Below are 12,783 nucleotides of genomic sequence, written 5' to 3'. Positions count from 1 at the left end.
CCGACGCATAATCGCCGCACTTCAAGCCCGCGCGGCCCCCTAGATAATTCGAGCGACAGAACCTTGGCCAAACCCACAGCCAGAAAGCCGACCCCCTCTCCCAGCGGACAAAAGCGCGCCCGTCTGGCGCAGGCGTTGAACACGCTGGCGGCACGCAGGGCGGCGCGGGGCGCTCCGGCAACGGGGTTCACCAGCCAGCCCGAGCCGCGCACCATCGGCTCTGTCGCACGCGGGCGGCAGCTGATTGGCGGCAATTTCCTTCTGGCGGGCTTTCTGATCGAGGGGCGCGACCGCAGCCCTTGGGATCTGGCGATGCCCGATCCTGCCTTCGAGGAGGCGCTGCACGGTTTTGGCTGGCTGGATGATCTGGCCGCCGTGGGCGACCGCACCGCACGGGCCCGCGCACAGGATTGGGTCTTTGGCTGGATCGACCGCTATGGCCGTGGCACTGGCGCGGGCTGGCAGCCCGATCTGACGGGCCGCCGCGTGATCCGCTGGATCAATAACGCGCTGATGATCCTGCATGCGCAGGACAAACCCAAGGCCGATGCCTTCTTTGCGGCGCTTGGCGCGCAGACCACCTATCTGGCCAAACGCTGGAAATCCGCGCCTCCGGGCCTGCCGCGGTTCGAGGCGCTGACGGGGCTGATCTATGCCGCGCTCTCGCTGACCGGCATGCAGGGCCATAGCGCGCAGGCGCTGACGGGGCTGGCCGCCGAATGCGCCTGCCAGATCGACATCGAAGGCGGTATTGCCACCCGCAACCCCGAAGAGCTGCTGGAGGTTCTGACGCTTCTCAACTGGGCCAAACAGGCGATCGAAGCCACCGGCGCCGCCCCCGATCCGGCCCATCTGGCCGCCATCGAAAGGATCGCCCCCACCCTGCGCGCCTTGCGCCATGCCGATGGCGGGCTGGCGCGTTTTCATGGCGGCGAGGCCTGCAACCCAGACCGGATCGACCAGACGCTGGTCGAAACCGGCATCCGGCGCGGCCCCACCGGAACTCTGGCAATGGGTTTTGCGCGCCTGCATGGTGGCGGCACCAGCCTGATCATGGATGCCGACAAACCACCCGCAGGGGCGGCATCGACCGATGCCCATGCGTCCACACTGGCCTTCGAGCTCACCTCGCGACGCAGGCCGATCATCGTTAATTGCGGCTCCGGCGCGCAGTTTGGCCGTGAATGGCATCAGGCCGGACGGGCAACGCCCAGCCATTCGACGCTGGCCCTTGGCGGCTATTCTTCGTCACGGCTCGGCCCCGAACGCAGCTTTGGCCGCAGCCCGCATAGCTGGCTGGAAGAAACCCCCGAACTGGTCTGGGCCGTGCGCGATGAAGACAGCGGCCAGAGCTGGATGGCGGGCCATGACGGCTATAGCGCCACCCACGGACTGACCCATCTGCGCCGCCTGTCGCTTGCCACCGACGGCCGCCTGCTGGAAGGGTGCGATTCGCTTTCGGCGGCCACACCGCAGGGGCAAAAGCGGCTGCAAACGGTGCTGGAGCGCGAGAAACTTACCGGCATTCCCTACCAGATCCGGTTCCATCTGCATCCCGAGGCCAATGCCACGCTGGATATGGGGGGCCACGCCGTTTCCATCGCGCTGAAATCCGGCGAGATCTGGGTCTTCCGCCATGACGGGGCGCTAAAACTGGCGCTTGATCCGTCCGTTTACCTTGAAAAGGGCCGCCTGAGGCCGCGCGCGACGCAACAGATCGTGCTTTCAGGCCGTCTTTTGGACGAAAGATGTCAGATTAGCTGGACCTTCACGAAGGCACAGGATAGGTCGCAGGGCACACGCGACCTGCAGTATGGTGCGGATCGCGACGATTCCGACACCTGATCCAAGGATGCTGCCCGTGACCCGTTCCGTTCCGCTCACCCGTGCTTTGATCTCGGTCTCCGACAAGACCGGCCTGATCGATTTTGCCCGCGCACTTTCCGCGCGCGGCGTTGAACTTCTGTCCACTGGCGGCACTGCCAAAGCCCTGCGCGAAGCGGGCATGTCGGTGCGCGATGTGGCCGAGGTCACCGGCTTTCCGGAGATGATGGATGGCCGCGTGAAAACGCTGCACCCCAAGGTGCATGGCGGCCTGCTGGCGCTGCGCGACAACGAAGAGCATCTCGCCGCGATGAAAGAGCATGATATCCTGAATATCGACCTGCTCGTGGTGAATCTCTACCCGTTCGAGGCGACCGTCGCCAAAGGCGCGGCATATGACGACTGCATCGAGAATATCGATATCGGCGGTCCGGCAATGATCCGTGCAGCGGCCAAGAACCACGGTTTCGTGGCGACCGTGGTCGATGTGGAAGATTACGACGCGGTTCTGAAAGAACTGGACGAGAATGACGGTGCGACCACCCTGCCCTTCCGTCAGAAGCTGGCGCAGATCGCCTATGCCCGCACCGCAGCCTATGATGCGGCTGTTTCCACCTGGATGGCAGGCGCCATCGGCGAGAAAGCCCCGCGCCGCCGTGCCTTCGCTGGCACCATCGCGCAGACCCTGCGCTATGGCGAGAACCCGCACCAGCAGGCGGCCTTCTATCTGGATGGCACGAACCGTCCGGGCGTGGCGACGGCCAAGCAGCTTCAGGGCAAGGAACTGTCCTACAATAACATCAACGACACCGATGCGGCCTTCGAGCTGGTGTCGGAATTCGGCACCGAAAAGCCCGCCGTTGCGATCATCAAACACGCAAACCCCTGTGGCGTGGCCACCGGCGAGACCGTGATCGAGGCCTATAAGCGCGCCTTCGACTGCGACCGCACCTCTGCCTTCGGGGGGATCATCGCGCTGAACCAGACGCTGGACGCCGAGACCGCCGAAGAGATCACCAAGATCTTCTCGGAAGTCATCATCGCGCCTGCTGTCGATGACGCCGCCAAAGAGGTCATCGCCAAGAAGAAGAACGTGCGTCTTTTGGAAACCGGCGGCCTGCCGGATGTCTATGCGCCGATCACCACCTACCGCCAAGTGGCCGGTGGCCTTCTGGTGCAGGACAAGGATAACGGCATCATCACGCTGGACGACCTGAAGGTCGTGACCGAGCGCAAGCCCTCGGAGCAGGAACTGCAAGACCTGCTGTTCGCGTGGAAAGTCGCGAAACACGTCAAGTCGAATGCGATCATCTACGTCAAGGACGGCGCAACTGTGGGCGTGGGCGCAGGCCAGATGAGCCGCGTGGACAGCACCCGCATTGCCGCACGCAAGGCCGAAGACATGCAGGAAGCCTGCGGTTTCGACAAGACCCCGACCATCGGCTCGGTCGTGGCCTCGGACGCCTTCTTCCCCTTCGCCGACGGTCTGATCACCGCAGCCGAAGCAGGCGCCACTGCGATCATCCAGCCGGGTGGCTCGATGCGCGACCAGGAAGTCATCGACGCCGCCAACGAGCGCGGTCTGGCGATGGTCTTCACCGGCATGCGCCACTTCCGTCACTAATCCGCCAAAGGCGGGCCTCAGGGTCCGCCTTTTTCCAAACGGATTTCAATGAAACGCTTTGTCGGCTATATCCTGATCGCCATTACCTTTCCGCTTTGCCTTGCCACCCTGCTTTTTGGCCCTCGAATTGCCGGACAAGGCTGTGCCTTCGGCAGCGCGACCGGATGCAGCAAAGGGGAAGAGGCTCTGCTCCTCGCGATGTTTATCGGTCTACCGCTCGGCCTTGGCGGCGCAGGGCTCGCGCTTGGCATCTGGCTCCTGCGCTCATCGAAGAAACACCCGTCCCCCATCACCAAAACGCCATCCAGGCCCTAGATCTCTTGCCCCCGCCCCCGCTTTCGGGGCATAGGGGGATGATTGTAAAAGGGATCACGCATGCGTTTGGCAACTCTCTGGGCCTTGGTCGTTCTGGTGCTCGATCAGGCCTCGAAATATATCGTGGTGCATCTGATGCAGCTCGACCAGCGCTATGCCATCGAGGTGCTGCCTCCTTTCCTGAACTTTCGCATGGCGTGGAACAGGGGCGTGAATTTCGGGCTGTTCTCCGGCGATACCGACTATACGCGCATCCTGCTGATCGCCTTGGCCCTGATGATTTCCGTCTGGGTCGCCATCTGGATCGCGCGCAAACCGCAAACGGCCAAGGTGCAAGCCTCCGCCGGACTGCTGATCGGCGGGGCTTTGGGCAATGTGATCGACCGCATTTTCTACGGAGCCGTGGCCGATTTCATCAACACCTCCCTCCCCGGCTGGCAAAACCCGTTTTCTTTCAACGTGGCGGATATCGCGATCTTCCTTGGCGCGGTCGGGCTTGCGCTCTTTACGGGCAATGAATCGCGCGGCAAAAAAGGACGGTCCAAAGGGGCGTGACGCCCGCTGGACTTTAGGTTATGACGAGGCAGTATCGATGAGGGAGTGGCCAATGTCGGCAGCATCAAATCTCGGGATCGCCCTTGCAGGGGTGCTTTTGCTGGGTGCCTGTGGCGGGTCGAATGTGCCCGAACTGATGAAACTGCGTACCAACCGGCCGGGTCCGGACGAGTTTGCCATTGTGCCGACCAAGTCGCTGCAAATGCCCTCGGACCTGAATGACCTGCCGACGCCGACGCCGGGCGGGCGCAATCTGGTTGACCCGACGCCGGAAGCCGATGCGATTGCGGCCCTTGGCGGAAGCTCCAATGCCCGCACGACCGCAGGCGCGGACCGCGCCCTGATCGGCTATGCAATGCGTAAAGGCACGGATCCTGCGATCCGCAGCCAGCTGGCGGCCGCCGATCTGGAATACCGCAAGGACCATAACGGGCGCCTTCTTGACCGCCTGACCGGCAAGACGCTCTATTATCAGGCCTATGCACCGATGGCCCTTGATCAGGAAGCCGAACTTGAACGTTGGCGCAAACTGAATGCCGCAACGCCGTCGGCACCGCCCTCGGGCGCGGCACAGGCCGCAAAATAAGGCCCGCTCTGCCGCGCAGCTATAATTTCTTCGTTATTTGAGGGGAGTTATCCATCAACTCCCCGTCAAACGACTTGCGGGCCACGGCAACAGGCGACAAGGTAGCGCAAAACACTTGAGGTCCGAATGTTGCGCGCATGGCTTGCCGCTGCCTTTGCCCTGACAGCCCTTCCGGCTGCGGCGGCGGAGGTCAGCTCCTTCACACTGGATAACGGGTTGCAGACCGTGGTGATCGAGGATCATCGTGCTCCGGTTGTGGTCCAGATGGTCTGGTATAAGGTCGGCTCTGCCGATGAGGTGCGCGGAAAATCCGGCATCGCCCACTATCTCGAACACCTGATGTTCAAGGGCACCAAGACCATGGCACCGGGCGAATTGTCCAAGACCGTCTCGGCCAACGGGGGGGCCGACAACGCCTTTACCAGCGATGATTATACCGCCTATTTCCAGCGCATCGCGGCAGACCGTCTGGATCTGGTCATGAAGATGGAAGCGGACCGGATGCATAATCTGCGCATCTCTCCCGATGACTGGAAAACCGAGCGTCAGGTGATTCTGGAAGAGCGGTCGCAACGGATCGACAGCAACCCGCAGGCACAGTTCGCCGAACAGATGAGCGCGGCGCAATACCAGAACTCGGCCTATGGCACCCCGATCATCGGCTGGCGCGCGGAAATGGAAGGGCTGACCCGTGAGGACGCACTGGCATGGTATAAACGCTATTATGCGCCCAATAATGCCGTGCTGATCGTGGCGGGGGATGTCACCCCCGAAGAGGTGAAGACGCTGGCCCAGAAATATTACGGCCAGATCCCCGCAAATACCCAGTTGCCGCCGCGCCTGCGTCCGCAGGAACCGCCGCAACTGGCCGAACGCAAGGTCGATTTTCAGGACCCGCGCGTGGCGCAGCCCTCTTTGATGCGGACCTATCTCGCCCCCGAGCGCAATCCCGGAGACCAGAAAGAAGCGGCGGCCCTGACCGTTCTGGCCGAGCTTCTGGGCGGCAATTCCCAGACCTCCGTTCTGGGCAAGAAGCTGATCTTCGGCTCGGGCGAGGCGATCTTTGTCAGCGCATGGTATGACGGAATGTCGATCGACAAGACGACCTTCGGCCTGTCTGTCGTGCCTGCCGCCGATGTGTCCCTGCCCGAGGCGGAAACCGCGCTGGACAAGGCGCTGGCCGATTTCATGGCCAACGGGATCGACCCCGACCAGTTCGCACGGATCAAGACCCAGATCCATGCCAGCCAGATCTATACCGAGGACAATGTGCAGGGCCTTGCCCAACGCTATGGCACGGCGCTTGCGTCCGGCTTCTCGGTGGAAGATGTGCAGAACTGGCCCAAGGTGCTGGAAGCCGTCACCCCCGAAGATGTCATGGCCGCCGCGAAAGACGTGCTGAACAAGCGCAATGCCGTGACAGGCTATCTTGAGAAACCCGCCGCGCAGGAGGCGCCCAAACAATGATCCGGCTTTTCCTTGCAGGCCTTTTCGCGCTGACACTGTCGCTGCCCGCGCGTGCTTTGGATATCGAACAGGTCACCTCTCCCGGCGGGCTTCATGCCTGGCTTGTGGAGGCGCATGACATCCCCTTCACCGCGTTGCGCATCAGCTTCAAGGGCGGTGCCAGCCTTGACGCGCCCAACAAGCGCGGCGAGATCAACCTGATGACGGCCACGCTGGAGGAAGGTGCAGGCGATATGTCGGCACAGGATTTCGCCGCAGCCGAAGAATCCCTTGCCGCGAAATTCGGCTTTGATGTGGGCGACGATACGCTGACCATCAGCGCGCAGATGCTGACCGAAAACCGCGATCAGGCGGTGGACCTACTGCGTCAGGCGCTGATCAACCCGCGTTTCGACCAATCCGCCGTGGACCGTGTGCGCGGTCAGGTGCAGGCCATTATCGCCTCGAACGCGCAAGACCCCAATGCCATCGCGTCCAAGACCTTTGCCCATGAGGCCTTTGGCGGCCACCCTTATGGCAGCTCGATCAACGGCACCGCCGAAAGCGTGGCCGCGCTGACCCGCGAGGATATGTTTGACGCCAAAGCCCGCGTCATGGCCAAGGACCGGATGGTTGTCTCTGCCGTGGGGGACATTACCGCAGACCAGCTTGGCCCGCTGCTGGACAAGCTGCTGGGGGATCTGCCCGCCAAAGGCGCGGATATGCCAGCCGAGGCCAAGCTGAAACTCAGCGGCGGCACCACGGTGGTGGATTTCGACACGCCACAATCGGTGGTGATGTTCGGTCAGGCAGGGATCGGCATGGAAGACCCCGATTTCTTCGCGGCCTTCGTGCTGAACCAGATCCTTGGAGCGGGCGGGTTTTCCTCGCGGTTGATGGATGAGGTGCGCGAAAAACGCGGGCTGACCTATGGCATCTACACCTATCTGATCGATCAGGATCTGGCGAAGACATGGCAGGGCAGCTTTGCCTCGGCCAATGACAAGACCGCAGAGGCGATCAAGGTCGTGAAAGACCAATGGGCCAAGGCGGCCGATGGCAAGGTCAGCGACAAGGAACTGGCCGATGCGAAGACCTATCTGACCGGCGCCTATCCGCTGCGCTTTGATGGCAATAGCCAGATCGCCAGCATTCTGGCAGGGATGCAGCTTTCGGATATGCCTGTCGATTATATCAACACGCGCAATGCCAAGATCGAAGCGGTCACCAAGGACGATATCGCCCGCGTGGCCAAGCGGCTGCTCAAGGCGGAGGATTTGCGCTTTGTTGTGGTCGGTCGGCCTACGGGCCTGAAATAACCTCCGGAGTAATGACCGAGATATCCACAGGAAAGCCTGCCCGAACCCGTTTCGGGCAGGCTTTATTTATGCTAGGTGTGGTGGCATGACGCTTGACACCCCCAATATCGGCCCGAAACGCCCCGTTATCCGCCAGCTTGACGATGCCGCCGCCAACCGCATTGCGGCGGGCGAGGTGGTGGAACGCCCCTCCTCTGCCGTCAAGGAGCTGGTGGAGAACGCCATCGACGCAGGTGCCACGCGGGTGGATGTGGCCTATGCCGATGGCGGCAAGACGCTGGTCCGCATCACCGATAACGGCTGCGGCATGACCGCCGAAGACCTGCCGCTGGCGCTGTCACGCCATGCGACCTCGAAGATTGACGGCTCGGATCTGCTGAATATCCATACCTTCGGCTTCCGCGGCGAGGCCCTGCCCTCGCTGGGGTCGGTCGGGCGGCTGACCATCACCTCGCGTGCGGAAGGCTATGATGCGGCCACGATCACCGTGAACGGCGGGCAGATCGGCGCGGTGAAACCGGCGGCGCTGAACCGTGGCACCGTGGTCGAGCTGCGCGATCTGTTCTATGCGACGCCCGCGCGGCTGAAATTCATGCGCACCGACCGCGCCGAGGCGCAGGCGATCTCGGATGTGATGAAGCGGCTGGCGATGGCCGAGCCGAAGATCAGCTTCACCCTGCGCGATATTTCCGAAGGCCGGCGCGAGCGCGAGATCTTCCGCTTTGACGCCGAGCAGGGCGAGATGTTTGATGCGCTTGGCATGCGACTGGCGCGGGTCATTGGCCGCGAATTTGCCGATAACGCAATCCGGATTGACGCCGAGCGCGAGGGCATCCGGCTGACCGGCTATGCGGCGCTGCCCACCTATTCGCGGGGGGCAGCGGTGGAGCAGTATCTTTTTGTGAACAACCGCCCCGTGCGGGACAAGATGCTGATCGGCGCCCTGCGCGCGGCCTATATGGATTTCCTCTCGCGCGAGCGTCATCCGGCGGCGGCGCTGTTTGTCAGCTGCGATCCTGAGCGGGTCGATGTCAACGTCCACCCCGCCAAGGCCGAGGTCCGTTTCCGCGAAGCCCAAGTGGTGCGCGGGCTGATCGTCTCGGGTCTGCGGGCGGCTTTGGGGGGTGCAGGGCATCGTGCCTCGACCACGGTGGCCGATGCAACGCTGGCGGCATTCCGCCCCGAAGCGATGCCCGAAGCAAGCCCCCAACAGCCCAGCTTTGCCCGCGTCTATCAGATGGACCGCCCCAGCATGGGGGCAACCCGCGCGGCCTATGCCGCCCAAGCGCCCGATTTCCAGCCCGCGCCCGCCTATCCGGCCCGCGCCTACCCTTCACAACCGCAGGACGGCTTTGCCGAAACGACCGCCTTCCACGAGGCCCAGCCCGGCTATGCCAGCCCCTCGGCACGGTTTGAAACCGCCCCTGCCGATCTGACCGCCCGTCCCTTGGGGGCCGCGCGCGCCCAGCTGCATGAAAACTACATCGTGGCCCAGACCGAACGCGGTATGGTGATCGTGGACCAGCATGCCGCCCATGAGCGTCTGGTCTATGAGCGTCTCAAACGCCAGATGGCCGAAAACGGCGTGCCTGCTCAGGCGCTATTGATCCCCGAGATCGTCGAGCTTTCGGCAGGGGATGCCGCCCTTCTGCTGGAACATGCCGAAACGCTCTCCAAACTGGGCCTGAGCATCGAGGAATTCGGCGGCCATGCGATTGCCGTGCGCGAAACCCCTGCGATCCTTGGGGAAATCAACGCCGAAAACCTGCTGCGCGATGTGCTGGACGAGCTGTCCGATCTGGGCGACAGCCAGCTGGTGCAGGCCAAAATCGAGGCCGTTCTGTCGCGTATGGCCTGCCACGGGTCCATCCGCTCGGGGCGTCAGATGCGCGCCGAAGAGATGAACGCCCTGCTGCGCGAGATGGAGGCCACGCCCCATTCCGGCCAGTGCAACCACGGCCGCCCCACCTATGTGGAACTCAAACTTTCCGATATCGAGCGGCTGTTTGGCCGTACCTGACGTCCTCGCTGAATAAACGGACCCCGCCTGTGGAAAACATCCCGAATGATCCTGTGACGCTGGGCCTTGCGGGTCTGGCCCTTGTGCTGTTTCTGGCACTGGTCGCGGCCCTGCGCCGTGCAGGCCGTGCCGAGGCCGAGCTGACCCGAACCCGCGCTTGGGAGGGCGAGGCGCGGCGCATGCGCGAGGCGCTTTTGATCGAGGAAGCCAATTCCCAGCGTCTGCCCGATGTGATGGACGAGCTGCGCCAGACCCGTGCGCGGCTGGAGGGCGAATATCGCCACCGCGTGCAGGCCGAACAGGCCTTCCATTCGCTCAAGCGCGAACATGAGGCGCGGCTGGAAGAATTGCGCGGCATGAAGCGCGAGATCGAGGACCGGTTTTCCCATGTGGCCTCTGGCGTTTTGCAGCAGAACTCCGAAGCGTTCCTGCGGCTGGTCTCCGAGCGATTCCAGACCCATCAACAGGGCGCGCGTGAGGAACTCGACCGCCGCAGCAAAGCCATCGAACATCTGGTGAAACCGCTGGACCAGCGTCTGGGCGAGATGGGTGTGAAGATCGCCGAGTTGGAAAAGGCCCGTGGCGAGGCTTACGGCGCGATCCACCAGCAGGTGCAGGCTTTGGCCGAGGGGCAGGCGCATCTGGGCCTTGAGACCCGCAAGCTGGTGCAGGCGCTGCGCGCGCCAAAAACGCGGGGCCGCTGGGGCGAGATGCAGCTGCGTCAGGTCTTTGAAATGGCAGGCATGACGGAAAATGTCGATTTCCATCTGGAACAGCATGTGGCCACAGATGAGGGTGCGCGCCGCCCCGATGCAGTGGTGCATATTCCGGGCGGGCGCTCGATTGTGGTGGATGCCAAAACACCGCTTGAGGCCTATCTGGATGCGCTCGACGCCGAGACCCCCGATCAGCAGGCCGCGCAACTGGCCCGCCACGCCAGCCATATCCGCACCCATGTCAAACAGCTCGCCTCCAAATCCTACCAGTCGCAGATCGAGGGCACGCCCGATTTCGTGGTGATGTTCATTCCCGGCGAAACCTTCGTGTCGGCCGCCGCCGAAGCCGACCCCGGCCTGATCGACTATGCCTTTGCGCAGAAGGTGCTGATTGCCACGCCCACCACGCTGATGGCGTTGGTGAAGGCGATCGCTTATGGCTGGCAACAGGAACGCATGGCCCGAAACGCGTTGGAGGTGCAGAAAACCGCCCGCGACCTCTATGACCGGCTGAAGGTGTTCGGCACCCATATGGATGGAATCGGGCGCGCGCTCACCCAGTCGGTGGACCGCTACAACAAGGCCGTCGGCTCGCTCGAGGGGCGCGTGCTGCCCGCCGCGCGGCGCTTCGAGGTGATGGGCGTGGTGCCCGAGGAAAGCAGCATGGACAGCCCCGGCTTTGTCGAAGCCCATCCGCGCGGCCTCTCTTCGCCGCTTCTTGCCGATGATACGTCGCAAGCCTGAGATCCAAACGATTTCGCTTGCCGGAGGATCGCGATAGCGCAACACTACCGCTATATGGAGGACTTTCCCATGATGACGCTATCCCCGTCCAAACTTGCCACGATCATCATCCGTGCCCGCAAATTCGATGCCGATATTCCCGGCAGTGGCAAGGCGCGCGAGCTGAAAAGCTTTATCGCGGCCCTGAACGAGGACGAACAGGCCGAACTGACCGCAATCATGTGGATTGGCCGCGATACCTACGAGCCGGAAGATCTGGACGAAGCCATCGAAATGGCGAAAACCGAGGCTACCGTCCCGACCGAGGACTACCTTCTGGATAACCCGCTTCTGGCCGACCATCTGGAAATGGGCGCCGACGCGCTGGGGATCGATCTGGATGCCGCAGAGGAAGAGACCTTCCCCACGGTCTGAGCCGCGCCGGAAAACATGGACCGGACATCTCTATTTTTGTCAGATTAGTGAGGCCGCTTAGGGGTTTTGTCGTCTCTGCGGCCTTGCACAGCGACCTAGGTGCAGGCTACGAAAGAGATAGTTCTTTCGGATCTTTGGCATGCGCGCGCTTTTTTGTCTGATTCCTGCTTTGCTCTGGGCCGAGACGGCTTCTGCCCTGCCGGATGGCGGGTTCCTGCTGGCGACCCCCATTCTCGACAACCAGACGACAGACCCGCGCTATATCCATCTGCAGATTGACGGCACCACCATCACGGTGACCTATGCCTCGGTCAAAACGCCCGATGTCACGACCTGCCGCGATACCGGCTATTGCGACATGCTCTGGGATGGGCTGAAGCTGCGCTATTCCGAAAAAGACGGCACCATCAAGATCACCGATCGCAATGTCACGCGCGACGACAAGCCCAGCGATGCCAATCGCAAAAGCGGCGATCCGACAGCCGATCAGAAACTCTATTACGAGCCGCTGATCCGGCGCATGAACGGTGCCAAGCTGACCGGCGATGCCGCCGGAGGGTTCACCCTGACCACCGATCTCGGCCAGACCAAATTCACGCCGCTCCCGCGCGAAGGCCTGCCCCTGCTGACGGCATGGGTCAACGAGACCGGTGCGGATATGGACCAGCTCGACTATTGTGACGTGCCACAATTCTCGCAGCTTTATACCTTCGATGCGGGGCGCAGCTTCCGCGAGGCGCTCGAGGTCTTTGCCGCGCTACAGGCCTCGGAGGCCGCCGCCAACCGCATGGGACTGATGGAACCTCCGGACGAGGCCTCGAACCGCGAAACTCTGGGCAGCGCCTTCGAGGCGCGCCGCCCCGCCACCATTCTGGAAATGGCGATGTGGCGGCTGACCATCGAACCCGAGACGCCGCTACAGGATATCATCGAAGATATCAGCCGCCAGATCGGCACACCGGAATCCATGGCGGTCGTAACGCCCCTTATTCCCGCGCTTCCCGCAGCCGCAGCCTATAAGGCCAAACTGCGCGCGATCCGCGACGCGGGCACACCGCTGAATGCGCCGCTCTGCATGGATATGACCTTGGGCCTGCGGCAATAGCATCTGTGGCGGCGACATCCCTGCCCGAGACATCGCGCAAATGCAAAGGCCCCACCCGAGACGGGTAGGGCCAGTTCGCCAGAGTTTTCCCTTAGAGACAATAAGTGAAAAGGCG

Annotated in this window: 11 protein-coding genes; all 11 read left to right on the top strand. The window is 62.8% G+C overall.

Going from position 1 to position 12,783, the window contains the following annotated elements; genetic code table 11:
* The first annotated feature begins 63 nt into the window (after positions 1 to 63).
* Positions 64 to 1,845, top strand: coding sequence for a heparinase II/III family protein (locus WDB88_RS02975; RefSeq protein WP_339108719.1), 1,782 nt, complete (start codon positions 64 to 66; stop codon positions 1,843 to 1,845).
* Between the two features lie 16 nt (positions 1,846 to 1,861).
* Complete coding sequence (purH, locus tag WDB88_RS02970; RefSeq protein ID WP_339108718.1) at positions 1,862 to 3,448, top strand: bifunctional phosphoribosylaminoimidazolecarboxamide formyltransferase/IMP cyclohydrolase; 1,587 nt, start codon at positions 1,862 to 1,864, stop codon at positions 3,446 to 3,448.
* A gap of 48 nt (positions 3,449 to 3,496) precedes the next feature.
* Complete coding sequence (locus WDB88_RS02965; protein ID WP_339108717.1) at positions 3,497 to 3,763, top strand: hypothetical protein; 267 nt, start codon at positions 3,497 to 3,499, stop codon at positions 3,761 to 3,763.
* Positions 3,764 to 3,823: 60 nt separating this feature from the next.
* The gene (gene lspA / locus WDB88_RS02960; protein ID WP_339108716.1) at positions 3,824 to 4,318 is read left to right on the top strand and encodes a signal peptidase II; all 495 of its coding nucleotides are present in this window, start codon (positions 3,824 to 3,826) and stop codon (positions 4,316 to 4,318) included.
* A gap of 52 nt (positions 4,319 to 4,370) precedes the next feature.
* Positions 4,371 to 4,904 (top strand): DUF3035 domain-containing protein, encoded by a 534-nt coding sequence (locus WDB88_RS02955; RefSeq protein WP_339108715.1) that lies wholly within the window; start codon positions 4,371 to 4,373, stop codon positions 4,902 to 4,904.
* 126 nt (positions 4,905 to 5,030) lie between these two features.
* The gene (locus WDB88_RS02950) at positions 5,031 to 6,371 is read left to right on the top strand and encodes a pitrilysin family protein (protein ID WP_339108714.1); all 1,341 of its coding nucleotides are present in this window, start codon (positions 5,031 to 5,033) and stop codon (positions 6,369 to 6,371) included.
* A complete protein-coding gene (locus WDB88_RS02945) occupies positions 6,368 to 7,669 on the top strand; it encodes a pitrilysin family protein (RefSeq protein WP_339108713.1) in 1,302 nt (433 codons plus the stop codon). Before WDB88_RS02950 ends, WDB88_RS02945 begins: the two co-directional genes overlap by 4 nt.
* A gap of 85 nt (positions 7,670 to 7,754) precedes the next feature.
* Positions 7,755 to 9,689, top strand: coding sequence for a DNA mismatch repair endonuclease MutL (gene mutL / locus WDB88_RS02940; protein ID WP_339108712.1), 1,935 nt, complete (start codon positions 7,755 to 7,757; stop codon positions 9,687 to 9,689).
* A gap of 29 nt (positions 9,690 to 9,718) precedes the next feature.
* Positions 9,719 to 11,149: a DNA recombination protein RmuC gene (gene rmuC, locus WDB88_RS02935; RefSeq protein WP_339108711.1), complete on the top strand. Its 1,431-nt coding sequence runs from the start codon at positions 9,719 to 9,721 to the stop codon at positions 11,147 to 11,149.
* 69 nt (positions 11,150 to 11,218) lie between these two features.
* Positions 11,219 to 11,563 (top strand): DUF3775 domain-containing protein, encoded by a 345-nt coding sequence (locus WDB88_RS02930; RefSeq protein ID WP_339108710.1) that lies wholly within the window; start codon positions 11,219 to 11,221, stop codon positions 11,561 to 11,563.
* A gap of 139 nt (positions 11,564 to 11,702) precedes the next feature.
* Entirely contained in the window at positions 11,703 to 12,668 is a 966-nt protein-coding gene (locus WDB88_RS02925) for a hypothetical protein (protein WP_339108709.1), read from the top strand.
* The last annotated feature ends 115 nt before the right edge of the window (positions 12,669 to 12,783 follow it).

It is taken from the genome of Thioclava sp. GXIMD4216, assembly GCF_037949285.1.
GTDB lineage: Bacteria > Pseudomonadota > Alphaproteobacteria > Rhodobacterales > Rhodobacteraceae > Thioclava > Thioclava litoralis.
This window is presented reverse-complemented; position numbering and strand designations above follow the sequence as displayed.

What these genes read in the sequence shown, in the direction of transcription:
- WDB88_RS02925 (WP_339108709.1), top strand. Translation starts at nt 11,703, where the DNA reads ATGCGCGCGCTTTTTTGTCTGATTCCTGCTTTGCTCTGGGCCGAGACG.
- WDB88_RS02955 (WP_339108715.1), top strand. Translation starts at nt 4,371, where the DNA reads ATGTCGGCAGCATCAAATCTCGGGATCGCCCTTGCAGGGGTGCTTTTG.
- lspA (WP_339108716.1), top strand. Translation starts at nt 3,824, where the DNA reads ATGCGTTTGGCAACTCTCTGGGCCTTGGTCGTTCTGGTGCTCGATCAG.
- WDB88_RS02945 (WP_339108713.1), top strand. Translation starts at nt 6,368, where the DNA reads ATGATCCGGCTTTTCCTTGCAGGCCTTTTCGCGCTGACACTGTCGCTG.
- WDB88_RS02965 (WP_339108717.1), top strand. Translation starts at nt 3,497, where the DNA reads ATGAAACGCTTTGTCGGCTATATCCTGATCGCCATTACCTTTCCGCTT.
- mutL (WP_339108712.1), top strand. Translation starts at nt 7,755, where the DNA reads ATGACGCTTGACACCCCCAATATCGGCCCGAAACGCCCCGTTATCCGC.
- WDB88_RS02930 (WP_339108710.1), top strand. Translation starts at nt 11,219, where the DNA reads ATGATGACGCTATCCCCGTCCAAACTTGCCACGATCATCATCCGTGCC.
- WDB88_RS02950 (WP_339108714.1), top strand. Translation starts at nt 5,031, where the DNA reads ATGTTGCGCGCATGGCTTGCCGCTGCCTTTGCCCTGACAGCCCTTCCG.